This window comes from Kitasatospora sp. NPDC059648, assembly GCF_042734825.1.
Taxonomy (GTDB): domain Bacteria; phylum Actinomycetota; class Actinomycetes; order Streptomycetales; family Streptomycetaceae; genus Kitasatospora.
Genome location: NZ_JBHWDU010000045.1, coordinates 1 through 25331 on the forward strand (window position 1 = coordinate 1; position 25331 = coordinate 25331).

Sequence of the window (25331 nt, forward strand, 5' to 3'; positions counted from 1 at the left end):
CAGCGCTCGGCAGATCCGCTTGACGCCGAAGGCGCCGTGGTGGTCCTCAACGAAACAGAAGCGGATCACCGATTCGTCTCGGCCGCGAAATAGGCAGCCGCCTTGCGCAGGATCTCGATCGTCTTCTGCTGCTCGAGGTTCTGCCGACGAAGTCGGGCGAGTTCCTCGCGCTCGGGGCTGGTCAGGTCACCGGGCCGGCCCTCCCCCCGATCGGTGCGGTCCTGCTTGACCCAGCCCCGCAGCCCCTCCGGGCGACCCCCAGCTCCCGGGCGATCTCGGTGACGTTCCGGTGCGGAGAAGACCGGACGAGCGCGACCGCGTCCCTCTTGAACTCTGCCGTGTACCGCTTACTCAGGTTGCCGTTGCTTCCCACCTGAAACTGCTTCCTCTGGGCTCACATGTCCCAGTCTCCAGGTGTCCAGCCCCAGGGTGGAACTTCCCCCGGACGGGGAAACCTCCAGCACCCGGCACAGCCGCTTCACCCCGAAGGCGTCTCGATGGTCCTCAACGAACTGGAAGCGACTCATCACCAGTTCGTCTCTCCGGCGAAATACTTCGCCGCCCGGCGCAGGATGTCCCGCTCCAGCTCAAGCTCCCGTATCCGGGCTCTGAGCTGCTTGTTCTCTTGCTCCAACACGGTGCCGGAGCCTATCTTGGCGCCCGAACCGGCAGCCGGAACGCTCTCGGCGCCCTCCCGCTGCCGGGCCCGGTGGGCGCTGATCCAGTTCCTCAGGGTCTCGTGGTTGACCCCGAGATCATCGGCCACCGAACGAATCGTGCGTCCCGGCTCCGACAGGTACAGCGTCACGGCGTCCGCCTTGAACTCCGGCGAGTACACCTTCATCACCACGGGGGACTCCTCTTCCTCTGGATCTGCGCGATCCAGTGTCCGGGGTGTCCACACTTCAGGGGGAAGGCCCCTCCTCGGCGACGTCACCCTCGTCACCACCTACCGGCAGCTCACCCGCTGGGCTGAGAAAGGGCTGATCAAGAAGGTCCGCAGGGGCCGCTACACGGCAGCCGCCACACCAGCGGCCCCCACCTTGCACCCCGGCCGAAATCCTTAACTACCCGGCCTTGGTGGAACTTCAACTTGCACGTCCCCCGCAGCGGTGACATCGGATCCCCGCTCTCATCCGGCTCCACCAGCGCCAGCAGAGCATCCCGCAGCCCGGGATCCAGGTCGACGACCCGCTTGCGGCCGCCGCCCGGCCGCCGCACCCGACCCAACGACGGTTCCCCAGAGTCGAGTTCGTCCACACCGGCCGACACCGTCGCCTCGCGCACACCGGCGGCCCGTGCGACCAGCCGGATCCCGCCGTGACCGATCGACCTCGCTTCCGCCCCAAGCAGCAGACGCCGCTGCCGCTCATCCAGATGCGGCCAGATCGACTCGAACTTCGCTGCCAGCACAACGTGTTGCTCTGGTGAGCTGCCCATACCACGCCAACGAGCCGAAAAAAGCGGAAGCTACGGGTTGTTGCTCTGCAAGTCCTAACTGAACGGCGTTGGTACTAGGACGGCCGGGGCCATGGCGCGAACCAGCTCGAAGGTCCGGATCCGGAGGTCGAAGTCGGGGCAGAGGGTGGTAATCGCGAGTTCGTCCGGGGCGTAGGCGGCGGTCAGGGCGACGAGCTGCTCGGCCACCTCGGCGGGGACTCCGGCGAGCAGGGACATGTCGCCCGGAGCTGGGTCCGGCAGGGGGGCGGCGGGCGCCAGGGCGTGGAGCTCGTCCCAGGAAGGGAGGGTCCGGCGGTTCGCCGAGGTGGCACCCAAGGCGAAGCCTGCACGCAGGAGCCGGACGTCCCCCGGGTCATCCGCGCAGGCGACCCGGACCGCGATGCTGACGCGTGGGATCGCCCCGAACGGGCCCGGACGGAAGTTCTCCCGGTACAGCTCGACGATCTCCGGCCGCAGGACCCCGTGGGCGAACTGCGCAAGGCAGAACGGCAGTCCGTGACGGGCGGCAAGGTGCGCCCCGCCCGCGCCGGCGCCGGTCAGCCACAGCTGCGGCGGGGTGGAGTCGGGCAGCAGGTCCGTCCCCGCGGTGAGATGGGCCAGCAGCTGTTCGATCTTCTCGTGGTACGGCGCCTCGCCCTCCCGCGCGAGCAGCCGGGTGACCGTCTCGGCCGCGCCGGGGCCGCGGCCGATGCCGAGGTCGATCCGCCCGGGGTGGAGCCGTTCCAGCAGGTTGAAGGTGGTCGCCACCTTCAACGGCGCGTAGTGGGGCAGCAGCACCGAGGCGGTGCCTACCCGGATGGTGCTGGTCGCCGCCGCGGCGGCGGTGACCAGTATCTCGGGCGAGCCGCAGCCGCTGGTCGCGCCGTGGTGCTCGGCGACCCAGAACCGGTGGTAGCCCAGGCGTTCGGCTGCCCCGGCGAGTCGGACCGACTCCCGGGCGGCGCCGGCCGGGCCGGTGTCACCGTAGACCAGCACCTGGTCGAATGCGGTGAGTTCCATCATCGGGCTCCCATCCCGGCTCGTACTGCGGGTTCGTAGCCGGCCGTCTGCGCTTCGTACATCTGCGCGTAGAGACCGCCAAGGTTCATCAGCTCCTGGTGGTCGCCGTCCTCGACGAGCCGGCCGCGGTCGAAGACCAGCACCCGGTCCGCGCGCAGCACGGAGGAGAAGCGGTGGGCGATCAACAGCGATATCCGGCCGGCCGAGGCGGCGGTCAGGGTGTCGAGCAGTTCGGCCTCGGTGATGGTGTCGAGTGCGGCGGTCGGCTCGTCCATGACCCGTACGCTGGCCGAGCGCACCGTGCTCCGGGCGATGGCCAGTCGCTGCCATTGGCCTCCGGAGAACTCCACGCCCCCGGTGAACAGCTTCCCGGCCTGGGTCCGGTAGCCCTGCGGGAGGGAGGTGATGTGTTCGTGCATCGCCACCTCGCGGGCCGCGGCCTCGACCCGTTCGACTCTCTGGTCGGCCTCGTGCACGATACCGAACGAGATGTTCTCGCCCACCGAGAGCTGGTACTCGACGTAGTTCTGGAAGACGTAGGAGACCCGGTCGCGCAGGCTGTCCAGCCGGAAGTCGGTGAGGGGGACGCCGTCGACGAGGATCGAGCCCTCGGTCGGCTCGTAGAGGCGGCCGAGGAGTTTGCCGAGGGTGGATTTCCCCGCGCCGTTGAGGCCGACGATCGCCGTGACCTGGCCCGGTTTCAGCGTGAACGAGACGTTGTCCAGAGCGCGCCGCCCGCTGCCAGGGTAGCTGAACGAGACCTCGCGGAACTCGATACCACCACCAATGTCCTGAGGGAACGTCAGCTCTCCCTGCGCCACCGGCGCCTGCTCGATCGCGAGGAACTCGTTCACGTTGCGCAGGTAGAGCTGGTTGACGTACATCCCGGACACAGCGCCGAAGAGCTGCTGCATGCTGCTCTGCAGCATGCCGATCGCCTGGATCACCGCGAGCAGAGCCGCCACGTGGTGGGTGTCGCTGCCGATCAGGATCGCCGTGGCCTGCGCGGAGATCGTCAGCACTGCGGTCAGGATCACCATCGGGACGGCGAGGCCGAAGTTCCGGTTCGCCAGCCGCAGGTCCGCGCCGACGATCTTGGCCATCAGCCGCTGGTGGTTGGCGAGGACCACCGGGGCGAGCCGGAAGGCCAGCACCTCCTTCATCGAGTTCGGCTGCGAGGCCAGGTGCTGCCAGTAGTTGAGCCGGCGCCGTTCCTCGGAGCGGCCGTGCTCCAACGCGTGGCCGCGGCGGCCCTGCAGGATCTGCGCGACCACTGTGGGGAACGGGGCGACCATGGCCAGCAGTGCGACCCGGAAGTCCAGGGTCCACAGGATCGCGCCGACCGAGCCGAAGGTGACCACCGGGGTGACCGCCTGCACCAGCTGGGCGAACATCATCCCCGGCCGGAACGCCACCTCCCGGACGGCTCGTTGCAGCGAGTCCTGCACGGTCGGGTCCTCCACCTGAGGGAGTGTAAAGAGACTCGCACGGCTGATGATCTCACCGGACAGGTGGGCCGAGAGGCGGCTCTGGCAGCGCTGCATGGCCCGGCTCTGCAGCAGCGTCAGCAGCTGCGAACCGAGAGTCAACATGGCCAGCACGACCAGGTAGAACAGGATGCTGCGGACCTGCGCGTGCGAGCCGTCAGCCGCACTCAGCAGAGCCGTCGCGAAGGCCGCCGTGATCTTGACCTGCCCGGCCGGCAGGATGCCGACGACCAGCGCGATCAGGACCACCTGCGCGGTCCCCGAGCGGTCGCAGCGCCAGGACTGGCCCAGCACGGCCAGGCCTGGTCGCGGCGCGGCCGCCAGCCGCCGGAGCCGAGAGCGCCAGCTCACCGGGACCTCCCCGCCGATGCGCCCTCGGCTGCGGCGACCCGGTCGAGCAGCCGTCGCCACATGCCGTAGGCGGCCTTCTCCTGCTCGCGCCGCAGGCCCATCCGGTTGCAGTGCATGTGGAACAGGCTGCGCAGGATGGACGCCCGGTCCGACCAGAGTTCGCCGGTCTCGGCGAACTCGGCGACCCGGGTGGCGTACCCGGCTCCCTCCAGGCGCCAGGCGGCGCTCACCTGCTCGAGTACCGCTGCCTCACTGCCGGGCGCGGTGTGACCCTGCCAGAGCCGCCGCACGCTGGCCCGGTACTCCGCGCCGCCGGTCTGCGAATCGGCCATCGACCGTACCAGAGCGTGCCGTTCGGCGAAGTCGGAGACCAGTACCCGGCCGATGGCTTCGAGGCTGAGTACGGTGAGGGCGTTCCGCTCCAGCGGGACCTCTCCCGCCGGCGACGGCGCGGCGAGGTGCCGCAGCAGAGCCATGGTCGCGGCGCTGTCCCGGCAGAACAGTTCCTCGGCCATGTCGATCAGGTCAGGTCCGCCGTAACGCTCGACCTCGCGGCGGTACGTCGCGAACTCGATGTCTGTGATCCGGCCCTCAAGGGTCAGGCCGTGGGCCCACTGTGCGACCTCGCCCAGCAGTTCGGCGGCCCTGGCCGGATCCGCAGCCCGGAAGCGCAACCGCAGATGCGGGGCGGGGTCGGCGTACCGGAGGTAGAACATGTGCCGCGTCAACCCGCGCTCGGCCAGCGAGCGCATCAGCGCCGTCACCTCCTCGACCAGGAGGGCGTCGTGCGCGTCGTTCTCCACGTACAGCTTGGCGTAGACCCACGGTCCGCCGACCGGCCGCAGCCGCTCGGCCTCGGTGATCCGCCGGCGCGCGGCGGCCGCCGCCCGGGGCGTCGGCGCCTGCCGCCCGCACACCACGGGGACCACGACCTCCGCGACGAAGGGGGCACCGTCCGTGTCCCGTAGGAAGCCTTCCTCGGGGCCCGGCAGCGCCTCCTCGATCCGCAGCACGAAGGATGCCGCGTCCCGGGCGGCGGCCAGCCGCAGTTCCTCCAGCGAGGGGGCGCTCTCCAGGTCGAGCAGGATCGTGTTGTCGCCGTGCGTGAGGTAGGCGAGGCGCGGCACGTTCCGCTGCTCCCGCCAAGCGGCGACAGCCGCGGTGAAGGACGCCAACGAGCCGGTGCAGCCGGCCGGCAACTCGGCGGCGCGAAGCAGCCAGCGCGCACGCTTCAGCACCAGGTCGCGCCGGACGACCCGGGGCAGGAACGGCAGGCTGCTGTCCAAGGCGCCCCAGTCGAACGACGAGATACCGTGGAAGGCCGCCGCGGAGACGTCCAGCAGGAAGCGGACGACGTTCGGTGCCATCAGCGGGTTGAGCATGGTGTGCTGGGTGACGTGCAGGTCGCACCCGAGGATGGGGCTGTGCAGGTACAGCCGGCCCTCGCGCACGCCGACGACCACGTTCTCGAGTGCGATGACTTCGTGCGCGGGCCGTCCCGGTGCCACGTTGACCGGCAGCTCCAGCGCCCGTACCGCTGGACGGACCGAGACGTTCGCGGCGCGGGCCTTCTCCGGCAGGTAGGTCAGTTCCACCATTGCTACGCCGGGCAGCAGCGCCGCCTCCGCCTCGGCCAGCTCCCGCAGGCCCCGGCGCCCCTCAGCACCCAGCAGGTCGTGGAACCGGGCGAAGGTACGCCCGCCGGCCGCCACTGTGGTGACCACCCCGCGCCAGCCGGATCCCAGTGCCGTCGGTGGCACCACCTGCAGGTGTACGTCGACCGCGGGCCTCAGCGGCCGGTCGTCGTCGTCCTGCTTCAGCTCGGCGATCCACCGCTCGTCGAGGACCACCTCCAGACTGCGGCGGCCCAGAGCGTCGGCGGCGAGCCGTTGCAGGACCGTCTCCCGGTCCTCCTTGCGCCGATCGAATCCGGTCATCGGCTGCAACTCGAACGAACGCGGCGGATTCCCGTAACTGTTCGGTGCGCCCAGCCCGGTCTCCTCGGAGAGCACCTCCAGGACCGGGACCTCGGCATGCGCACCGTAGCGCTCGGTGAACGCTATCGCGTAGTCGCGCAGTACCGACGGGTACTGGTAACTGTGGCCCACGGTGGCCAGGATCTCGGCGGCATCCTCCGCCAGCGTTTGGACATCGGCCGGCAGGACGGGCGGGGCGGAGACGTTCAGCCGGGCGTCGATCCGCAGCAGAGGTCCGCCGTGGTCCCCGCTCACCCGCCGCGCCAGCGGGGCGATCCGCTCCTGGAGCGTCTGCAGGGCGGCCACGTCGCCGACCGAGTTGAACTCGGCCACCTCAGCCTCGACGGCCGTCAGCGCGGCGGTCGCGTCGCTGTCGTAGCCGGTCGCCAACTGGACTGACAGGGGCGGCTGTGCCGAGCTCTCCAGCAGGGCCGGCCGGTGCGAGGTGATCAGGAATGCCAACTCGACCAATTGGTCGAGAAGCGCGGCGACCTTCTCCACCGGGACCGCCGGATACTGCTGCACCAGCTTCTCCCGCAGCTCACCGTAGGTCTGCGGAGTGCGGGCCGACTCCAGGACGAGCTGGACGGCCGGGGACCAGCGGACGGAGGCCGAACGTCGCGATCCCTCCCCGTAGGCGTCGGCCGTGGACAGCCAGGCCCTACCCCGACCGCGGTGGATCAGGTCGTTGGCGCGCAGCTCCAGCTCGGGCCGGATCCGCGGCGAGTCGGTGACCGCCTTGAACAGCTGCAGCACCCAGCCCATGTCCGGCCTGGCCATGGCAGTGTTGATCGCGGGAACGCCGAGCCGGGCGGGCGCAGCGGCGAAGTCCGGTCCGCAGAACGTGCCCACCGCGACGCCTGCCACCGTGCCCAGCGGGGTCGCCCGCATGCTCATCCGGTTCAGGTACCGGCCCAGGCTCATCATCGCCCGCCGCCGGTCCCTGGCCGAGAGCGTGTCCATCCCCGCCACCGCCCGGGCCAGGTCCGGCGCCGCCAGCGAGATCGCCGTGCGGACCTCGGCCCTCGCCCACAGGTCCAGCAATCCCTTCAGAAAGTGCTCCTCCCACCCCTCGGGGTTCGTGCCCGCCGATCCCGCCCCGGCGGCCAGCAGGTCCGTCAGCCCCCGGGTCGGCAGGCCCGGTGCGCGGAGCAGGAAGAAGTCCTGTGCGACGTAGGTGCGGCTTCTCCCGGACTTCCGGTCAGTGATCTCGGCGTTCCGACGGGTCACGCTTATTCCTTAGCTGTGCATGGTCAACACTGTTGCGAGGTAACGCAGTTCGGCAGACGTGTCCGCGCCGTAACGGATCTCGGGCCCGGTCAGGCCGGGGTGAGGAAGAAGATCTCGTCCCACCCCGCCGCCTGCGGTGCGAGCGCCCCGCAGAGCGCGAGCAGTACGCCGGCCGCACCGTTGAGGAATCCCGGGTCGTCGACCAGCTCGCCCGGGCTGGTCTCGTCCGCCACCACGTACGGGCGGGCCTCGTCCGCCATCGACAGCACGGCCTGGAGCGAGTCCTCGGCCATCGCCCGGAAGGAGGCCGAACCCGTGACGGCATAGGCCCGCTGATAGCTCGCGAGCAGTCCGGAATGACCATGGCAGAGATTGGGTGAGAAGATGTTCCGCTCGGCCGGCGCCCAGTCCACGACCCGCTGCAGGGCCCCGACCGCAGTCGCTTCAAGGGCGGTGTCGCCGAGCACCTTGGCCGCGTTCAACAAGGCGATGCCGATACCCGGAGCGCCATAGCACCAGGCGGCGCGCGCGGACCACTGGCCGAGCGGGGCGACGGGCAGCCCGGTCCCCTCCTCGGCTCGGAGGTGGCTCGGCCAGGCGGCGCCCGACACCTCGTCCGTGAGCCGGTTCTCGACCAGCCAGGCCGTGATCCGCTCGAGCTGCTCGGCCGGGCCGGAGCCGCCGATCCCGCCTACGGCCGCGACGCACAATGCCGCGACTATGCCCGGCAGGCCATGTGCGAAGCCCAGGTTGTACATCCCGTGCGGAGCCTGCTCCCCATAGCCCGAATTGGCGTAGTAGTAGTCCGGCGGGGTGAGCCACCCGAACCGCTGCCGGCTGTCCGGTTCGGTCACCCGCAGGAGGTACTCCGTCAGCTGCTCAGCCGCGATACGGATCGGGTCGCTGGGCGAGGACTCCAGGACCGAACAGAGCCGGACGGCCACGGCCAGCTGTCCGGCCGCGCCCGAGACGACGTCGAAGGCGGCGACCGGCATGCCCTCCCCGGGCTCCGGACGCGGCCCGGCCACGATCTGCTCGCCGAGCCGGTCGGCGAGCCCGCGCAGGGATGGCAGGTAGCGGCGGTCGTACGCCGAGAAGTCGATCAGGACACTGGCGAAACCTGCGGTGCCGGTGTAAAGGCCGGCCCCAGGCAGTGGCGTCTCGACAGTGGCCTGCGCAGCACGGCGGAGCAGGGCCTGCGCCGCATCGATCAATCCGGGCTCGTCCAGTGCCTCTCCGGCATGCAGCAACGACAGTGCGATCCCCGAGAAGCCCCCGGCCAGGCTCGACCCGTCCGGCACCGACTCGCGCCCCGTCGACTTCTGCGACAGCCCTGCCGCACCGGCGAACATCGCCAGCCGATCAGCCACGACCCGGGCCACCTCGGCGGTCCTCACATCGAATTCCAGCGCCGCCATTGCAGATTTCCCCCAGATTCACATCGGTGCCCGACAGCATTTCCGATCGGTGTGCCCGGCTGCCAGCATCTCCCCGAAAAATCTCTCGGATTCCCTGAAAGCTTCCGAATTCCCCGAAAGCTCCCGGCGCAGGACAGCGCCGGGAGCTTCCTGCCTCAGGACGAGAGCCCGCAGGCGATCAGCTCCCGCACGGAGTACTCACGCAGGTGGCCGTCAAGCAGTTGCAGGTGTCCTGGCAGGACCAGCAAGTGGTACCGACACTCCAGAAGTCCGGCGTGGTCGCCTGCGGGGCGACAGCCACGCGGACATCGAGATCGAAATCTTTCTCCATTTTTACCTCCACTATGGTTTTGATACCCAGCCCCCGGTCGGGCCAGTAAATTCCGTACACGGGAGCAACTGGGAGAATTTCTAGCACACCCCTCGAACGCAGAAGTCGGTTTCGGTGATCGATTCCAGCCAAGATCAATGCGACTTGGGCCGCACCCCCGCAAACAGTGCTGGTCAACTCGCCATTGTACGGGACAACCCAAGCTGCCGATATGGCCGATTTCAGCATCACCCAGACTCGAACAGGCACTACGAGATGTCCATCTTCGACATGTTCGAGATATCTTGAATATTTTGACCTCATTTCGATGAACATTCGCAAGTGGGCGGAATTGATCAGAATTCCGCAGCGCCCTTGCCGATAACCTCATCCGCCCCGGCCTCGTTGTTTGACCGTGACTGCCGGTTGATCTTGTGCCCGTGATGTCGCGTTGTTCCCTGTCCATGGGCGCTGTCGGTCAGGGGCGAGCGTCGCCTGTCGTGCCGGGTAACGCCGGGTTCCACGGGCCCGGGGACTGCGGGTTCCTCCTCTCGTGCTCGGCGGGATCAGGCAGGCTGGTCAGGTAAGGCGCGGCAGGGCGACGATGCGGGTGAAGGCCCGCGTGATCGCTGCTGCCCATCGCCAGGTGGCGGGGAGCTTGAGGCGTCGTCTGCGCTGGCCGCGCACGAGGCGGGCTGGGGCGTGGAGGACGCGGTAGAGCAGCGTTTTGGGGGTGGCTGTGGCGTTCTCGCCGTCCAGGGCGAGTAGCTGGAACCAGGTGCGCAGGTCGGAAGCGATGGCGGTGGCGGTCAGCCAGGCGGTGTTCACGATCAGTTCCCGGGAGGGCAACAGGCCCATGCCGGACGCCTTCTGGTCGCGGATCTTGGGTTCGACGCGGGCGTGCTTGCGGTGCCGGGCGTGCAGATGGGCGATCCGCACTCTGGGCTCCCAGGAGGACTTCAACGAGGCACACGCCCAGACCGTCGCCGAACGACACCCCGACCCCCGCTTCGTCCAGCGCTGCCGCACGGCCGGGTGCCACGAGATCTCATGGCACCCGGACATCACGACTGGCCACGACCTCCAGAACTTATCCGGCGGCGGCTCGATGTGTTCCGAGAGAAGTTCGGGCGTGAACCTGGCCCCGACGATCCGCTGTTCTTCGGCCCCGACGCGGACGAGCCTCGCCCGATGCCCGAAGAGCGCATCACCACGATGCTCGACGAAGTGGCGGACATCGCCGAGCAAGCCGGAATTGATCCGGCCTTCATCCATGCCTGGCGCGACCTCGGGTACGTGGTCACCGAGGACACGCGGCACTTGTTCAGCGCCGCCGAAGTCCAAGCGTTCTCGGACACCGTCAAGTCGCACCAGAACGATCTCGGCTCCCAGTAGAAGGAGTCTCAGCCCGACTCCCCGCTGGAGAGCTTGCGGAACGTCATCGACGCCATCATCACCCGGCGTGATCTCCGGATCGTGATGCGCGTCGTGCTCGGCATCGACCGGGCGACGGGAACCGCAGGCGAGGAGGCCGCCGGCCTCATGGCCTCTCTCCTCTTCGGCGCCCTGGCGGGCTGGCTCTCCGGCGCCCGTGAAGCCGGACTCAGCGCCGACGAGGCCACTACAGCCGAGCTGGGTCCGCGAATCACTCGGCACGGCCCACGGCCGCAAGGTCATGCACATCGCCCGCATCATCGGCCACCCTGACGCGTCCGGCGCCCGTCAACGAGGCCGCCGGCCAGCTCGGCAACGACTTCCTCCCCACGTTCATCTGGCTCACCGCAGGCGTTGTCGCCACCGCAGGCAAGGGCAACGCCCACTGGCTCAATCAGTTCGACATCTCACTCGGGGGCTGACTCTTCATGCTGGCGGGAATGTCCTCAAAGACTCCCGCCAGCGCTCGGGGACGCCGTCCTCCACACCGCCCTCCGAGCCGCACAGAGGATCGGTGAGGTCGTGGCACCTACCGTCGGTCGCCGACCTCTGAGCGGACGAAGCCGACAACATCGTTGAAGGCGCCTGCCTGGTGGGCAGCCGCATACGTCCGGCAGGCCACACTCACCACCGCAGGCTCGTCCATCATGAGACGAGCTGCCACGGTCCTGGCGTAGTCGTGGTGGTCGGAGACGCCAGCAAGGACCTCATCAAGATCGATCTCGAACGGCGCTGCGCCAAAGTAGCCCTTGACCGCAGGATGGGCGAACACCTCCTTCTCCGGCGGCTCCGTCCCAGGCAGGGTGCGCACTCCTCCGGCACCGTTGTGGGGCATGTCTCCGTCGCTCAGTCCAACAGCTCGCACCTTCGCGCCGCGCAGCAACTTCACCGCGTCAGGGATCTCCTGGCCGCCTCCGATCGTGAGGAACGAGCAGCCCGAGAGGAGATCAGGGTCCGCCATCCGGAAGATCTCGCTGGCGAGACAGCGTGCGAACTCGCCCTCGACACATACCGTGATGCCGTCAGGCGTCCGTCCCTCCCTCTGGAGGTGCGAGTCAATCTGATAAGTACTCAGTCCGTGGGTAGCGACCACGTCGCCCACTGGTGTGCGCCGCAGGTAAACGACCGAGTCACGGCCGAGCTGCCCAAGGATCGCGGAGCTGTGCGTGGTGATGATGATCTGGTGCCCTCGTCGAAGAGCGACTTCGACGAAGTACTTGGCGAGACGGACCTGAGCATCACCGTGCAGCGAGGTCTCGGGCTCCTCGAAGATCACGAGGCTCTTGGGTGGGGCCGTCTCCAGCGTGTTCACCATGTACAGGACCCGGCCTTCCCCCGTCCCCATGTGGTTCTCGGAGTAACGCCGGCCTCCACGGCCCGCCATGGCGAGCGTTGCAGCCTTAAAGATCGTTTCAGAATGACTTTCGAAGGCGCCGGAGGCAGATGATGCTGCAGGCGAGGTCGAGTAGTCCCTGGTGGAAGTCGGCGCGTCGCTCGTAGCGGGTGCGGAGGCGCTTGAACTGGTGGAGCCAGGCGAAGGCGCGCTCTACGACCCAGCGCACCTTGCCGAGTCCGGAACCGTGGGCGACGCCGCGTCGGGCGATCATCGGCTTGATGCCGCGCTTCCACAGCAGGCGGCGGTATTTGTCGAAGTCGTAGCCCCGGTCGGCGAACAGCCGCCGGGGCCTGCGCCGCGGGCGTCCTCGTAGTCCTCGAATCGGCGGTATCGCGTCCAGCAGGGGCAGCAGCTGGGTGACGTCGTGGCGATTGCCTCCGGTGAGCGTCACGGCGAGCGGGGTGCCGTAGCGGTCAACGATCACATGGTGTTTGGAGCCGGGGCGGGCGCGGTCGACGGGCGAGGGGCCGACATGATCCCCCCTTTGAGGGCCCGGATGTGCGAGCCGTCCACGGCGCAGTCGTCCAGGTCCAGCAGGTCCGCGCGGCGCAGTTCGGTCAGCAGTGCGGTGTGCAGGCGGGGCCAGACGCCGGCCTCGGTCCAGTCCCGCAGTCGACGCCAGGCCGTGACTCCGGAGCAGCCCACGGTCTGCGCGGGGACATCGCGCCATGCGACACCGGTCCGCAGCACATAGATGATGCCGGCCAGGGCCGCCCGGTCGGGGACGCGCAGCCGCCCGGGATGGCGATGGCGTCGTTCGGGAGCGGGCGGCAGCAGCGGAGCCACCCGCTCCCACAGGTCATCCGGCACAAGATCAACACTCACCCGGACACCCTGCCAACCAAGATCGTTGAGCACAAGAGCGCAGCTCAACTCATTTTGAAACGATCAGTTATTGGTGGTCAGAACCTCAGTGAAGCCCAGGTGGTCATACGGGACTGCCAGGATCTGCCCGACGTGCTGCGCCGCGGTCGGGTCGAGTGGATTCGCCTCTCCCAACTCCAGGTTGGCGGCGCCGTAGATGGACAAGTCCCGCCGCTCCACCTTCGGGATGAACTGAGCGAATCCTCTGTAGTAGGTGGCGCGTTCGGGCTGCCGATGCTGCCCTGACCACGACTTCGCCGACCGACTTACCGTGACCGTCTGCAGGTCCGCGGCATAGAGGTACTGGACCTGTGCGCCAGGGGTGAACGGCTCTGGGTCGGCGACCGAGACCGGGAAAAGTGCTTTACGTAATAGCGATACCAGTCGTGATCGGGAGGCTGACGGAAGCCCGCTGCGGCCAGCTGCGCAACCGTGCTCTTCCCGGTTCCGTTGAGGCCCGAGATCGCTGTGACAGGCGACTTGAACTGTAGGCTCAGGTCCGACACACCCCGAAAGCCCTGGCCGCGTATCCCCATCAACATGGGTCCGAACGTCGGATAGCACGCGTTCGCGAACTTCTTGCCCAGGCGCCGGACCCTGTCATCGTGACTCATCTGCACATCATCCCAGTGCCCGGCGGGCTGCCATACGGCGAATACCGGTGTCCGGTGATCTAAAGCCCACGAGGCCACGGCTGCCTGCGACCGCAGCGTCCCCAAATGCCGCTTCGCCACAGCCAGTTTCGGTTCCGCCCCGTAGGCGAGCCAGGCGAACATCGTTGCTATGGCCCGGCTCACCGGAGTAGACCTCGGTCGTGTCAGCCGACGGGGCGGATTCAGACGTCTCGACAGATCAAACCGGCGCTCTGAAGCAGGCAGGGGTGTCGCTCCCCCGACACGATCGCCATTGATGCGCTGGACACCGCCCTGTGCTTCGCGCGCCGCCCCCTTCTCCTCATGAGCCGGTGAATGGTGGGCACTTGTCTCACCAGGATCACCTGACGCAGGGAGAACTCGATGAGCACCTGTCCCACCCGTGGCCGTGTCTACCGCCGCTGTGGCTGCCGCGACGAGAGCCGACGGCAGTTGGGAGCCGCATGTCCGGCGCTGCAAACCGAAGCGACGCACGGGAGTTGGGCGTACGCGGTGGACCTGCCGTCTCCGGAGGTGGGACGAAAGACCCGCCGCCGCAGCGGCTACCGCTCGGAGAACGACGCGCGGCACGCGCTGGAGCTCGTGCTGGCCACCGAACGGATCGGGGTCTTCGAGGACCCGAAGATCACCGTGGGCGGCTACCTGCTCGAGTGGCTCGCGTTGAAGGAGAAGACCCTCAAAGCGTCCACGTACGTGAACTACCACGCATACGTCCACAAGGACCTGTTGCCCGCGTTCGGGCGGATCCGGCTGATCGACCTTAAAGCCCGGCACATCGAGAAGTGGAGCACCGACCAGCGCGCCGCCGGGCGCGGGCCGGTCGCCGTCTACCGGGCCGGCGCCGTCCTGCGCAGCGCGCTCGGCCAGGCCGTGCGCGGCAAGCGCCTGACCTACAATCCGGCCCGGCGGGCGATCACGGCGCGGCCGGCCTCGCCGGAGCGATTGTGCTGGACCCCGCTGCAGGCCGCTGCGTTCCTTCGCCACAATGCCCGGCATTACGCGGACCAGCTGGGGGACCTGTTCGAGGTGATCCTGGGAACGGGTCTGCGGCGCGGTGAGGCACTGGGTCTGCACTGGACGGACGTGCACTTCATGGAGCGCAAGGTGTACGTCCGCTGGACCCTGTCCGCGGTCAACAACAACGAGCTGCACCTGGGGCCGCCGAAGACCAAGGCGAGCCTGAACTGGGTCAGCCTCAATGCGCGGGCCATGGACGCGCTGCGGCGACAGGCCGACCACCAGCAGTCGTTGCTGCCGCCGGGCGCGCCGCTGGAGGGACTGGTCTTCGCCGGGGTGGACGGCGCGCCGCTGCGGCCCCAGCACGTCCTTAACGAGCTGCGGCGCCGCTCGGCCGAGGTCGAGCTGCCGCGGATCGGGGTGCACGACTTGCGGCACACTGCGGCGACCATCATGATCACCTCCGGTGTGCCCATGGCGGTGGTCTCCAAGACCCTGCGGCACTCCACCCTGGCCACGACCATCAACATCTACGGGCACCTGCTCAAGCACGCCGCGGACGAAGCGGTCCACGCCCTGGCCGACGCCCTCGCACACGCCGAGGCAGACCTCGAATCGGGCCGCCCCGACCGCTTCGGACGCGCCGCCTAACCACGGAGGTCCCGGCTTTCGGGCGCCACCGCTTCTCTCATACCGGGCTTGGAGCCGGACCGGACACAGCCGGCTCCAAGCCCGGCGCGTTGTGCCGCTCGCGGATTCGCGATGCGGTGATCACGGGCCCGGATGTTCGTGGTCCTCCGCCACTGCGGCAAGCGAACTGTTGCGAAGGAGTTGATCGGCGACGGGCCCGGGCACCAGCAGGTCGATGCTCCCGGCCGACCAGTGCACGGCCACCTGATACACGGCGAGGACACCGGCCTCCCATCTGGTGAGCTGGTCCTCCTCCTCTTCGTTGTGGGTGCGGACGAGTGGGGGGAATTCGACCGTGAGCGAGCGACGGGGAACCGCCGCGTGCTGGGCGGCCAGAGCGCGCGCCCGGCCGTTCCATTCGTCGACGAGGAGATCCAGCGCGTCGAGGGCCTCCGTGCGACCTCGCCGGCGGGACCCGAACGCCTCATAGACCACCGCCGAGGCCGCGCTCCTGCCCGCCTCCAGGCCGCCCCAGTCCGTGGCGCACTCCTGCTGCCAGCACGCCCACGCCTCCTGAACCAGCCACGAACCACTGGGGCCCGGACCGACGAGAGCCGACCCACCCTCGCCGAGCGCTGGAGCCGGCAGGGCTGCGGCACAGGCCGTATCAAGCAGAACAGCCTCGTCCAGCAGCAAGGCCATGTCCCGACGTGCGCGGTCGACGGCCCCGGCGAGAGAGACCTGCATCGGCTCGACCCACAACGCAAGCCACGGGTACGCCGCCGCGACCGTGTGGCTCTCCAGCAACTGCGCCTGCAGTCGCCGCCACCTTCGGCGCCGTCCCTCACGCGCATCACGCGAGTCCGCCCGTCCCGCCCCCTCCGCAACCGGGCCCGCCTGGAACTCCGCCCCCGTCCTCAACGGCGTCAGAGATGACACCGCCTCAGCGAAGGCGACGAGCGGATGCCCTGCCGGAACCGGCCACGCGCAATGCGTGCACAACTCCCCGACCGCAAAAGTCAGCGGCACTTCCGAACGGTGGACCGCCGGCGCGGATCGCAGCTGCGCGCAATCCGCTTCACCATGAAGCCTTCCCAGACCGGACGACGACCGGAAACACGACAGCGGCAGTTCCTGGAACAACCCCAACGGAACATCAGCCGCGAAGATCTGACCCAACCGAAGCCGGTGCATTTCCTGGCTCAGCATCGCGACCCCAACCCGACAACACAAAGACGCAGAGCGAGTTGCTCGGCGACTGTGACCCGAGCGCTTGGCAACGCTTTCCGGCGCACGGACGGACGAAGAGCTTTCCTTGTCGCACTTTCAAGGGGTGGCAGCAGCTCAGCGAGCACGTCCAGGTTCTGGTGATCGCGTGGTGGTCGCATCGGAACGATCACTCGGTCGAACCGCGAGCGAGCATCCAGGCGCAGAAATCCGGACAAATCTGCACGGATCAGTCGCCGACGGGGAAGATCACGCATGGCACCCGTCAACTCGACAGTGGCGGATCACCCATTCGGGAGGGCCGAACTCCTCCGACCGCGAGGCACCACGCTTGACCATTCGGCCCCAACTCCAGCCTAGCTAAGGCGAGTTGGTTAGCGCCGCCTCACATCAGGCAGCATTCCCGGGCCGGTCAGGGTGCGACCACCATGCGACCACCACCCTGCGACACGCACAAAGAGGCGCTCCCATCATTCCGATGGAAGCGCCCTCCGACCTGCGAAAACTCGCGGTCGGGACGACAGGATTTGAACCTGCGACCCCTTGACCCCCAGTCAAGTGCGCTACCAAGCTGCGCCACGTCCCGTGGTCTCGGTGCCGTGCGGCGGGGCCTGGGGGGCTCTGCCGGTTGGCTTCTCGACCTTGTCTCCGGTTGTCCCGGCGACGTGGAAAACAATACAGCACGTCGGGGGGTGCTCGCTGCCAGGTATCGGGGTGGGGTTGGTCAGGGGGTGGGGTGGCGGGCGTCGTAGGTGAGGAAGGCGGGGCGGCGGGCGGCGAGGAGGAGGACGCAGGCGACGCAGGCGAGGCCGCCGGTGATGACGGAGGTGGCGGGGTTGCTGAGGGCGGCGACGGCGCCGGACTCGAAGTCGCCGAGGCGGGGGCCGCCGGCCACGACGACGATGAAGATGCCCTGGAGGCGGCCGCGCATCTCGTCGGGGGCCGCGACCTGCATCATCGTGTTGCGGAAGATCATGCTGACGGTGTCGGCGCAGCCGGCCACCGCGAGCAGGAGGAGGCCGAGCCAGAGGTTGTGGAGCGCGCCGAAGGCGGCGATGGCGAGGCCCCAGGCGGAGACGGCGGCGAGGATCGCGACGCCCTGGCGGTGGACCCGGCCGACCCAGCCGGAGAAGAGCGCGCCGATCAGGGCGCCGACGGCCGGGGCGGAGACGAGCAGGCCGACGGTGCGGGCGTCTCCGGCGTAGAAGGTGACGGCGATGGCAGGGAAGAGGGCTCGCGGCATGCCGAAGATCATCGCGGCCAGGTCGGCGAGGAAGCTGGTGCGCAGGTTGGGCTGCTCGCGGAGGAAGCGCAGGCCGTCGAGGACGGAGGCGCGGCCCTTGCGTTCGCCCTGCGGCCGCATGGCGGGCAGGCGCCACATGGCGTAGAGGGTGCCGGCGAAGGCGGCGGTGTCGACGAGGTAGGCGGCCTGGGCGCCGAAGGCGCCGATCAGGACGCCGCCGAGCATCGGGCCGACGGTCAGGCCGAGGTTCATGCTGACGGTGTTCAGAGCGTTGGCCGCCGGGAGCTGGTGGGCGGGGACCAGCCGCGGGATCATCGCCGAGCGGGCGGGCGAGCTGAGTGCGAAGAACCCGGCCTGGAGGGCGACCGCCGTGTAGAGGACGGCCACCAGGCCGAGCCCGGCGAGGGCCTGGGCGGCGAGCAGGGCGGAGACGGCGGCCAGGCCGGCCGAGCCGATCAGGCCGAGCTTGCGGCGGTCGACGGTGTCGGCGATGGCGCCGCCGTACAGGCCGAAGGCGACCAGCGGAACGAGGGAGAACAAGCCCACCAGGCCGGTCGCGAAGGCGGAGCCGGTCTGGTCGTAGACCTGGACGGAGACGGCCACGGCGGTCATCTGCTGGCCTATGGAGGACACCGCCTGGCCGGACCAGACCCGGCGGTAGTCGGGGTTCTCCCGCAGCGGGCTCAGATCGGCGAAGGCCCGCCGGTACCAGGGAACACCCGGCGAAGCAGCGGGAGCGGACGGAGCCGGGGGAGCGGACGGAGCGAGCGGAGCGGCGGCCGGGGCGTCAGGGGGTTGGTTGGTCGTCACAACGGTCCATAGTTGCTCCGGCCTCCGCCGAACCCAAAACCGGGTCCGCTTCCCCCGTCCGCCCGCCGCGCCGACCGGGCCCGCTCCCGGTCGGCCGACCACATGGACGACTCAGATGACACAGACGACGCGGACGGCGCGGACGACGCGGACGACGCCGCTCCCGCGCCGCGCCCTACCTGCTCAGCACCTGCTTCTCCCCCGCCTCCACCGCGAAGTCCAGCCGGTTGCCCGGCGGTGGGAACGGGCAGATGAAGTGGTCCGCGAAGGCGCAGGGCGGCAGGTACGCCCGGTTGAAGTCGAGGACGGTCCGGCCGTCCCCGTCCGGCGCCGGCAAGGTGATGAAGCGGAAGCGGTAGGTGTCGATCCCGCTGGTGGCGTCCGCGATGACGCCGGTGAGGCGCTGCCCGGCGCGGCTGACGGTCAGCGTGCGGTGCTCCCCGGCCACGGTGAACTCGATCGTTCCGGTGACCGCCAGCGGGCGGTCCTTGCCGTCCGCGTTCGCGACCAGCACCGACCGCTCCTCCTCCTCGAAGGGGGTGTAGACGGCGGGTACGGCCCATTCGGGGGCGTACGGGTAGGCGGCGATGCCCGCGAAACCCGTCCGGCCGGGTGAGGACGGGTCGAAGACCCGGAGGGCGAGCTCGCCCTCCCGCTCGATCGGAACGAGCAGCAGCTCGCCCAGGGTGGCGGTGTCGGCGGCCGGGTCGGTGTCGGGGCGCAGCAGCACCTCGCCGTCGACCGGACCGTCGGCGCCGTCGACGGTGATACCGTCGGCCGCCACGGCCCGTACCCGGACGCCCTCGGCGTCGGCCCGCCAGCGCCCGGGCAGACCAGGGACCTCGACCGGTTCGAGCCCCAGCCAGTGCGTGCCGGTGAGTGCGAGCTGGCCGTGCGGCGCGCTCACCGACGCCGCCCGCCCGTCACACCAGTGCTTCCAGTCCTCCGCGGCCGTCGCCGTCATCGGTCAACCCTCCCGGTCCGCGGACGGCCCGCCGTTCGAGCCGTCCGTCTCGGTCATCCTGCACAACGCCGGGCGCCGGTACGGATCATTCCCCGGTCTCGGCAAGCCGCCGACCTCGCAAGGAGACTGCAAGGAGCCCGTAGGACACCGCAAGACACGGCAAGGAGCCGCAAGCGGACCGCAACACGGCGGCAGTGCGGCGGCAGCACGACGGTCGGGACACCGGCCCTCAGCCCCTCGGCCCCTCACCCTCAGCCCCTCGGCCCTTCAGGGGTCGGAACAGGCCCTCCTGCACCACCGACACCACCAGCTGCCCGTTCCGGTCGAAGATCTGCCCGCGCGCGAGGCCGCGAGCGCCGTGGGCGATCGGGGACTCCTGCTGGTAGAGCAGCCAGTCGTCGGTCCGGAACGGCCGGTGGAACCACATCGCGTGGTCCAACGAGGCCATGTCGAAGTGCCGGGTGCCCCACAACGGCTCGACGGGGGCGCGGACGGCGTCCAGCAGCGTCATGTCGCTGGCGTACGTCAGGGCGCAGACGTGGATCAGCGGATCGTCCGGCAGCGGGCCGTTGGTGCGCAGCCAGACACCGCTGCGCGCCTCGACGTCCACCAGCTCCTCCTTGCTCCAGCGCAACCGCTCGACGTAGCGGATGTCGAAGGGCTGGCGGCGGCTGATGAACGGGGGCAGCTCGCCGAGCCGGGAGCCGACCTCGTCCAGCGCGCTGGGCAGGTCCTCGGGCGCCGGGACCGACGGCATCGGGTACTGGTGCTCGATGCTGCCCTCCTCCGGTCTGTGGAAGTCGGCGGTCAGCGAGAAGATCGACCGGCCGCCCTGGATGGCGAGCACCCGGCGGGTGGTGAAGGTGCGGCCGTCGCGGATCCGGTCTACCTGGTAGACGATCGGCACGCCGGGCACCCCCGGGCGCAGGAAGTACGCGTGCAGCGAGTGGACGGGGCGCTCGCCCTCGACCGTGCGCCCCGCCGCGACCAGCGCCTGCCCGGCGACCTGCCCGCCGAAGGTGCGCTGCAGCGCCTCCTCGGGACTGCGCCCCCGGAAGATGTTCAGTTCGATCTGCTCCAGGTCCAGCAGATCGACGAGGTCGTCGACGGGGGTACCCATGCGCGCGCTCCCATTCGTGATTCCGATCGAGTTCTCCAGCTCACTCGAATTCTCCGGCGGCCCGGGTCATTCCCGCTCACCGGTCCCGAACGACCGATTCACTCGAACGTGTAAACGAGTGGACAGGCCGACGAACGGCCGAGCACCCTCGAAATGCCCAGCGCCCCAGGACGGGGCGAAACAGGAGGCAGGGGGCACGAGGGCAGAGGCAGGAGACAGGAGGGCAGAGGCAGGAGGCAGGAGGATGGTGGGGTGATCCAGGGTGACTTGTTCGACGACCAACCCGACGACCAACCCGACGACCGGTCCGGCAACTCCCCGGGCGCGGGTGGACCGGCCGCGCGGGTACGGTCCGAGCCCGCCCCCGGAGCCGTCCTGCTCCGCGGCTGGCTGGACCCCGCCGCGCAGCTCCGGCTGGTCGCCGCCTGTCGGGAGTGGGCCCGGCCGCCCGCCGGCCTGCACAGCGTGCGGATGCCCACCGGCGGGGTCATGTCGGTGCGGATGGTCAGCCTCGGCTGGCACTGGTACCCGTACGGCTACGCCCGCGTCGCCGAGGACGGCGCCCCCGTCAAGCCGTTCCCGGCGCTGCTCGGCGAGCTGGCCCGACGGGCGGTGGCGGAGGCGTACGGGGACCGTGTCGGAGAGATCGCGGGCGCGGCGGCGTACGAGCCGGACACCGCGATCGTCAACCACTACCCGCACGGCGCGAAGATGGGCCTGCACCAGGACCGCGACGAGCGCGCGGACGCCCCGGTGGTCTCGCTCTCGCTGGGCGACGACTGCGTCTTCCGGCTCGGGAACACCGAGACCAGGACCAGGCCGTGGACCGACCTGGAGCTGCGCAGCGGCGACCTCCTGGTCTTCGGCGGGCCGGCCCGGTTCGCGTACCACGGGGTGGTCCGAACGCTGCCGGGGACGGCGGACCCGGCGCTCGGGCTGGTGGGGCGGCTCAACGTCACGGTCCGGCAGTCCGGCCTGAACGCATAGGGGCCGAGGGCAGGGGTGTCGGGCCATGCCCCAGCAACCCCAGCTCCCGCGCACAGGACGGCCAGGCCTCCCACCCCTGCCGCCGCACGATCTCCTCCCCGACCATGGTCTGCTCCCGCCGGTTCGCGTGGTCGGGACGGTCGGCGAAGTGCAGGCCGCCGGACTCCACCCAGGTGGGCGGCCCGATCTGCAGGCCGCCGTAGTACCCGTTGCCGGTGTCCGCCCGCCAGTCGCCGCCGCTCTCGCAGTCGGCGAGCTCGTCCCAGACCAGGTCCGCGACCCGCGGCGCCGCGCCCGCCCGGACGCCGCCCGAGACCACGACCGCCGCCACCACCACGGCCATCACCACTACAGCGGCCATCGCCACCGCCACCGCGGCACCCACCCGGGCCTCGGCCCGGAACGCCCGTTCGTCACTCGCATACGGCACGGCAGCCGACCCTAGGCAGCTCGGCCCCGAGCGGGCCGCCACCCGCCCCGACACGCCGGGAACGCCGACAGCCGCTCCCCCGCGTGGCGGAAGAGCGGCCGTGGCACGACCCGAGCCGACCGACGGTCAGCTCATCGGGTCTCAGATGCTCAGCGTCTGACCCGGGAAGATCAGGTCGGGGTTGCCACCGATGACCTTGACGTTGTTCTTGTACAGGTCGTGCCAGTCCAGGCCCTGCGCGGCAGCGATGGAGCTCAGGGTGTCACCGGACTTGACGGTGTAGTTGCCCTTGGCGGGCTTGGCGCCGTCGGAGCCCTTCCAGGACTTGGCGGCGTCGGCCTTCGGCGCAGCGGCCTTCGGGGCGTCAGCCTTCGGCGCGGCAGCGGCCTTCGGGGCGGCCGCGGCCTTCGGGGCGGCAGCCTTCGGCGCGGGGGTCTGCGCCGGCTTGGCGGCGGAGGAGCCGGCCGTGGTGTCGACGGCGGCCGGGGCGCCACCCTTGGTCAGGCCCGCCTTGACGGAGCAGACCGGCCAGGCACCGGGGCCCTGCGAGGCGAGGACCTTCTCGGCAACGGCGATCTGCTGCGCCTTGGTGGCGAGGTTGGCCTGCGCGGCGTAGGCGGTGCCACCGTACGCGGCCCACGTGCTGGAGGTGAACTGCAGACCGCCGTAGAAACCGTTGCCGGTGTTGATGGCCCAGTTGCCGCTGCTCTCGCACTGGGCGACGGCGTCCCAGGTGGAGACGGGCGCGGCAGAGGCCGAGGTGGCCGTGACGAGGCCGGCCACCGGCAGGGCCGCGACAGCGGCACCCGCCACGACGGCCATCCGAACGCGGTTGCGCTTGGTGGCAGCGGTGGTGGCAGCGGCGTTCTCGTTACGGAAGGTCATGGGGTTCCTCTCGACAGCCCCGGGCGGGCATGCGGAACCAGACCCTGGAGAGGGCCGCGTTTCGCTTGCCGCGTCCGTCGGACGGCCGTGCACGTGTCGGACGTGCCGCTGCCGCCCCGGCCACCCAGCCGCTCGCCGGCGACCTGTTCGAGCGATCGCGTCGGTGGGCACCTGCCGCGCCCGGCGGGACCGGGGGGCGGTGCGTCGGGGGTGAGCCCGGGTGGCGCTCGTTGCGCCGCCAAAGAAGCTACGAGCCGGTCACCACGGAAACCAAAACTCCACCGGTCTGCCCAGCTCAGCAGCGGGTTACCGGCGGTAACGACCATCGATTCATGACCTAAATGTCCGATTTGGCCGTCATTTCCTAGATCAAACATCGAGGATCCGTGACTCACCTCACTGCTTCATTCCGGCAGTCCTGTCCCCGACATCGACACATTGCGACCACGGGAACACGTCCGGCGATCGGATCCGGGGCAATTCCCGTCAGCCTCGACGGGCACCCGTGACGCCTGACACAGGGGCCCGTTGGGCATGGCGACCTCCCCGAGTCCGCCCCCGTGACCCCAACCGCACCCATCCGAGGAGACCCTGTGCCGCGCATGCTCGACGTCAGCGACGAGGTCCGGTCCGAGATCGGCGACGACGAGGCCGACCGCCTGCTCGGCGGCGACCGCGCCCCCGACAGCTACGAATGCACCTCCTGCCGCACGCCCGGCGACACCCACGCGGAGCCCACCAGCACCGTGCTGTTCGTCGGTGACGAGACCGCCGTCCTGGCGTTCGCCCACGCCCGATGCATCCCGTCCCAGGTCGTGCCGGTCGCCGAGGAGCAACTGGCCGGCGCCGTCCGCAGCATCAGCCAGTCCCACACCGCCGGGCCGGACCTGACGGCCCCTGCCCCGGACTTCGCCGTCCCCGCACCGGACTTCGCGGTCCCCGCACCGGACTTCACGATCCCCACCCCGGACTTCGCCGTCCCGGCGCAGGGCGCCGCCGGGGCCCCGCCCCAGCCGGCCGCCCCCGGCCAGGCCGCCATCCTCGGCATCACCTGTGGGCTCGTCCTGCACGGCAAGGTCGGTCACGCCTCGCTGGTGGTCGAACCCACCGGCCCGGTCGGCCGCCCCGGCAGCACCTCCGGCGAGGACGAGTTCCTCGACCTGCTCCAGGACGCGGGCTTCCAGCGGGTCGGCGACCTCGACGTGACCCCGGAGCAGCTGCCCGGCTGGTCCGTCCTGGTCGCCATGGGCAAGCTGCACGCGATCCTCCAGCCCGCCGCGGCGGGCGGCAGCACCGGCTGGTGGCAGGCGCACCAGCCGCTCCAGGTCACCGACGCCTGGCGGATGGCCGCAAGCCAGCTCTCCGAGGTGACCATGTACGCCGTCCCGGCCGGCATGGTCGGCCGCCAGCCCCGCGAGGACCTGCTGCGCCAGGCGCTGGAGCGGGCGGTGGCGCTGGGTCAGGTGGTCGCCGCCTCCCTCCCGCTGGCCGGCACCTGATCCACTCCGGTGCTTCGGACGGTGGCCGCGAACCGACCCGGGTCAGCGGCCACCGTCCGGAGCATCCGGCGCACGCCCGCCGTCCGGTCCCCAGGCCCGCTCACCGGACGCCCACGCCGCTCTGCCCGCCCCGCCCCACGCGGCGCCGCCGACAGCCTCCCCGGCCCCGCGGCTGCCCCACGCGGCCCCGCCGTCCGCCGAACGCCCCGCATCCCCCGCCGCCTCTCACTCGTTGGCTCCTACGTGTACAGCTACGACGTCTCCGTGGCCGCCGGACGGTCCACCACCTCAGCCCGCTCGATCCCGGGCATGCGCCCGTCGTACGACGCGGAGCACCCGCACTCGACGACCCCGATCTACGACGAGCTGTACTCCGAGTACCGCCGACTCTTCCGCGCCCTGCCCGGCGACCGCTCGGGCGAGGAGGACCTGAGGTTCACGGGCTTCGCGATCCGAGACGGTCACCCGTTGCTCGGCGAACAGCGCTCGTACCCGCACCCGCCCCAGCAGCAGAGCTTCCACACCTACGCGGGCCAGTCGTCCGGCCTCCCCCAGTTCATGCCGGCACAGTCACAGCACACCCCCACCCCCAGCCCCGACCCCACCACGACCACGACCACGACCACGACCACGACCACGACCACCGACGCCGCCGTCCCCTCCACCCGCACCGGTGACGGCCACGGCCAGAGCCACGGCCACGCCCCGCCCTCCTCCCCCCAGTTCACCAACGGCCAGGGCTGGGTCGCCGCCGGCTACCTCGATCCGCTCCCGCCCGCGACCCCCGCCCCGCCCCCGGCGCCCTCCCCGGTGCTCGGCACGGTCACCGACCTCGCCGCCGCCCAGTCCACCGGCGGCCGCCACCGCCAGATGCTCTCGCTCCCCCCGGGCCGCGTCGGCGGCGACCACCACTGACCCGGCCGTTCGGCGAAGCCCGGAAACGGCCGAGGGCCCCGCCACCACCGGTGACAGAGCCCTCGGCCGTACTGCCGACTACCGC

General features: G+C 70.1%; 22 protein-coding genes, 1 tRNA gene and 3 pseudogenes. 6 read left to right on the plus strand and 20 right to left on the minus strand.

Annotation, left to right across the window (positions count from 1 at the left end; translation table 11 throughout):
• Positions 1 to 181: 181 nt before the first annotated feature.
• The 9 genes and pseudogenes from ACFV1W_RS24285 to ACFV1W_RS24325 all read right to left on the minus strand — a co-directional run bounded on the left by ACFV1W_RS24285 (position 182) and on the right by ACFV1W_RS24325 (position 10171).
• On the minus strand, positions 182 to 373 hold the full coding sequence (locus ACFV1W_RS24285) for a transposase (protein WP_380419331.1): 192 nt from the start codon (positions 371 to 373) through the stop codon (positions 182 to 184).
• 67 nt (positions 374 to 440) lie between these two features.
• Positions 441 to 646: pseudogene (locus tag ACFV1W_RS24290) on the minus strand (IS3 family transposase); the annotation flags it as partial.
• Positions 647 to 658: 12 nt separating this feature from the next.
• Positions 659 to 850: pseudogene (locus tag ACFV1W_RS24295) on the minus strand (transposase); the annotation flags it as partial.
• A gap of 242 nt (positions 851 to 1092) precedes the next feature.
• A pseudogene (locus tag ACFV1W_RS24300) lies at positions 1093 to 1440 on the minus strand (ISAzo13 family transposase); the annotation flags it as partial.
• Positions 1441 to 1494: 54 nt separating this feature from the next.
• Entirely contained in the window at positions 1495 to 2460 is a 966-nt protein-coding gene (locus tag ACFV1W_RS24305; protein ID WP_380419332.1) for an MsnO8 family LLM class oxidoreductase, read from the minus strand.
• Positions 2460 to 4298, minus strand: coding sequence for an ABC transporter ATP-binding protein (locus tag ACFV1W_RS24310; RefSeq protein WP_380419333.1), 1839 nt, complete (start codon positions 4296 to 4298; stop codon positions 2460 to 2462). The genes ACFV1W_RS24305 and ACFV1W_RS24310 overlap by 1 nt, the downstream gene beginning before the upstream one ends.
• Positions 4295 to 7504: a lantibiotic dehydratase gene (locus ACFV1W_RS24315; RefSeq protein WP_380419334.1), complete on the minus strand. Its 3210-nt coding sequence runs from the start codon at positions 7502 to 7504 to the stop codon at positions 4295 to 4297. Before ACFV1W_RS24315 ends, ACFV1W_RS24310 begins: the two co-directional genes overlap by 4 nt.
• Positions 7505 to 7593: 89 nt before the next feature.
• Positions 7594 to 8922: a lanthionine synthetase C family protein gene (locus ACFV1W_RS24320; RefSeq protein ID WP_380419335.1), complete on the minus strand. Its 1329-nt coding sequence runs from the start codon at positions 8920 to 8922 to the stop codon at positions 7594 to 7596.
• Between the two features lie 889 nt (positions 8923 to 9811).
• The gene (locus ACFV1W_RS24325; RefSeq protein WP_380419336.1) at positions 9812 to 10171 is read right to left on the minus strand and encodes a transposase; all 360 of its coding nucleotides are present in this window, start codon (positions 10169 to 10171) and stop codon (positions 9812 to 9814) included.
• 111 nt (positions 10172 to 10282) lie between these two features.
• Here ACFV1W_RS24325 and ACFV1W_RS24330 point away from each other — a divergent pair, with 111 nt between their 5' ends.
• Positions 10283 to 10627, plus strand: a complete 345-nt coding sequence (locus tag ACFV1W_RS24330; RefSeq protein WP_380419337.1) for a hypothetical protein — start codon at positions 10283 to 10285, stop codon at positions 10625 to 10627.
• Positions 10628 to 10660: 33 nt separating this feature from the next.
• Positions 10661 to 10939: a hypothetical protein gene (locus tag ACFV1W_RS24335; protein ID WP_380419338.1), complete on the plus strand. Its 279-nt coding sequence runs from the start codon at positions 10661 to 10663 to the stop codon at positions 10937 to 10939.
• Between the two features lie 256 nt (positions 10940 to 11195).
• On the opposite strand, the gene ACFV1W_RS24340 is transcribed toward ACFV1W_RS24335, so the two are convergent.
• The 4 genes from ACFV1W_RS24340 to ACFV1W_RS24355 form a co-directional block, all read right to left on the minus strand.
• Complete coding sequence (locus ACFV1W_RS24340; protein WP_380419339.1) at positions 11196 to 12050, minus strand: AAA family ATPase; 855 nt, start codon at positions 12048 to 12050, stop codon at positions 11196 to 11198.
• A gap of 28 nt (positions 12051 to 12078) precedes the next feature.
• Positions 12079 to 12887 (minus strand): IS5 family transposase gene (locus ACFV1W_RS24345; protein ID WP_380419340.1). Its coding sequence is split into 2 segments (ribosomal slippage): positions 12079 to 12548 and positions 12548 to 12887, totalling 810 coding nucleotides; the frame shifts between segments, so codons are not numbered across the junction.
• A gap of 63 nt (positions 12888 to 12950) precedes the next feature.
• Positions 12951 to 13091 carry a hypothetical protein gene (locus ACFV1W_RS24350; RefSeq protein WP_380419341.1) on the minus strand — a complete coding sequence of 47 codons (141 nt, stop codon included), beginning with the start codon at positions 13089 to 13091 and terminating at the stop codon, positions 12951 to 12953.
• A gap of 101 nt (positions 13092 to 13192) precedes the next feature.
• The gene (locus ACFV1W_RS24355; RefSeq protein WP_380419342.1) at positions 13193 to 13702 is read right to left on the minus strand and encodes an ATP-binding protein; all 510 of its coding nucleotides are present in this window, start codon (positions 13700 to 13702) and stop codon (positions 13193 to 13195) included.
• 390 nt (positions 13703 to 14092) lie between these two features.
• Here ACFV1W_RS24355 and xerC point away from each other — a divergent pair, with 390 nt between their 5' ends.
• Entirely contained in the window at positions 14093 to 15187 is a 1095-nt protein-coding gene (gene xerC, locus ACFV1W_RS24360; RefSeq protein ID WP_380419343.1) for a tyrosine recombinase XerC, read from the plus strand.
• Between the two features lie 120 nt (positions 15188 to 15307).
• Here xerC and ACFV1W_RS24365 read toward each other — a convergent pair whose 3' ends face one another.
• The 5 genes from ACFV1W_RS24365 to ACFV1W_RS24385 form a co-directional block, all read right to left on the minus strand.
• A complete protein-coding gene (locus ACFV1W_RS24365; protein WP_380419344.1) occupies positions 15308 to 16375 on the minus strand; it encodes a hypothetical protein in 1068 nt (355 codons plus the stop codon).
• A gap of 530 nt (positions 16376 to 16905) precedes the next feature.
• A tRNA-Pro gene (locus ACFV1W_RS24370) sits at positions 16906 to 16979 on the minus strand.
• 138 nt (positions 16980 to 17117) lie between these two features.
• Positions 17118 to 18446 (minus strand): MFS transporter, encoded by a 1329-nt coding sequence (locus ACFV1W_RS24375; protein ID WP_380419345.1) that lies wholly within the window; start codon positions 18444 to 18446, stop codon positions 17118 to 17120.
• Positions 18447 to 18621: 175 nt separating this feature from the next.
• Positions 18622 to 19410, minus strand: coding sequence for a DUF1684 domain-containing protein (locus ACFV1W_RS24380; protein ID WP_380419346.1), 789 nt, complete (start codon positions 19408 to 19410; stop codon positions 18622 to 18624).
• Positions 19411 to 19639: 229 nt separating this feature from the next.
• Entirely contained in the window at positions 19640 to 20530 is an 891-nt protein-coding gene (locus ACFV1W_RS24385; protein ID WP_380419347.1) for an acyl-CoA thioesterase, read from the minus strand.
• 375 nt (positions 20531 to 20905) lie between these two features.
• Here ACFV1W_RS24385 and ACFV1W_RS24390 point away from each other — a divergent pair, with 375 nt between their 5' ends.
• Positions 20906 to 21517, plus strand: coding sequence for an alpha-ketoglutarate-dependent dioxygenase AlkB family protein (locus ACFV1W_RS24390; RefSeq protein WP_380419378.1), 612 nt, complete (start codon positions 20906 to 20908; stop codon positions 21515 to 21517).
• On the opposite strand, the gene ACFV1W_RS24395 is transcribed toward ACFV1W_RS24390, so the two are convergent.
• Positions 21486 to 21947 (minus strand): transglycosylase family protein, encoded by a 462-nt coding sequence (locus ACFV1W_RS24395; RefSeq protein ID WP_380419348.1) that lies wholly within the window; start codon positions 21945 to 21947, stop codon positions 21486 to 21488. The two genes, ACFV1W_RS24390 and ACFV1W_RS24395, sit on opposite strands and share 32 nt — an antisense overlap.
• A 141-nt stretch (positions 21948 to 22088) precedes the next feature.
• Positions 22089 to 22832, minus strand: a complete 744-nt coding sequence (locus ACFV1W_RS24400; RefSeq protein ID WP_380419349.1) for a transglycosylase family protein — start codon at positions 22830 to 22832, stop codon at positions 22089 to 22091.
• Positions 22833 to 23425: 593 nt separating this feature from the next.
• Between ACFV1W_RS24400 and ACFV1W_RS24405 the strand changes: the two genes are divergently transcribed.
• Complete coding sequence (locus ACFV1W_RS24405; protein WP_380419350.1) at positions 23426 to 24331, plus strand: hypothetical protein; 906 nt, start codon at positions 23426 to 23428, stop codon at positions 24329 to 24331.
• A 264-nt stretch (positions 24332 to 24595) separates the two neighbouring features.
• The gene (locus ACFV1W_RS24410; RefSeq protein WP_380419351.1) at positions 24596 to 25246 is read left to right on the plus strand and encodes a hypothetical protein; all 651 of its coding nucleotides are present in this window, start codon (positions 24596 to 24598) and stop codon (positions 25244 to 25246) included.
• The last annotated feature ends 85 nt before the right edge of the window (positions 25247 to 25331 follow it).

Bases quoted from the DNA above. Each gene is read 5' to 3' on its own strand.
- ACFV1W_RS24305 (WP_380419332.1), bottom strand. From the start codon at position 2,460: ATGGAACTCACCGCATTCGACCAGGTGCTGGTCTACGGTGACACCGGC.
- ACFV1W_RS24320 (WP_380419335.1), bottom strand. From the start codon at position 8,922: ATGGCGGCGCTGGAATTCGATGTGAGGACCGCCGAGGTGGCCCGGGTC.
- ACFV1W_RS24330 (WP_380419337.1), top strand. From the start codon at position 10,283: ATGGCACCCGGACATCACGACTGGCCACGACCTCCAGAACTTATCCGG.
- ACFV1W_RS24340 (WP_380419339.1), bottom strand. From the start codon at position 12,050: ATGGCGGGCCGTGGAGGCCGGCGTTACTCCGAGAACCACATGGGGACG.
- ACFV1W_RS24355 (WP_380419342.1), bottom strand. From the start codon at position 13,702: ATGTTCGCCTGGCTCGCCTACGGGGCGGAACCGAAACTGGCTGTGGCG.
- ACFV1W_RS24365 (WP_380419344.1), bottom strand. From the start codon at position 16,375: ATGCTGAGCCAGGAAATGCACCGGCTTCGGTTGGGTCAGATCTTCGCG.
- ACFV1W_RS24380 (WP_380419346.1), bottom strand. From the start codon at position 19,410: ATGACGGCGACGGCCGCGGAGGACTGGAAGCACTGGTGTGACGGGCGG.
- ACFV1W_RS24385 (WP_380419347.1), bottom strand. From the start codon at position 20,530: ATGGGTACCCCCGTCGACGACCTCGTCGATCTGCTGGACCTGGAGCAG.
- ACFV1W_RS24400 (WP_380419349.1), bottom strand. From the start codon at position 22,832: ATGACCTTCCGTAACGAGAACGCCGCTGCCACCACCGCTGCCACCAAG.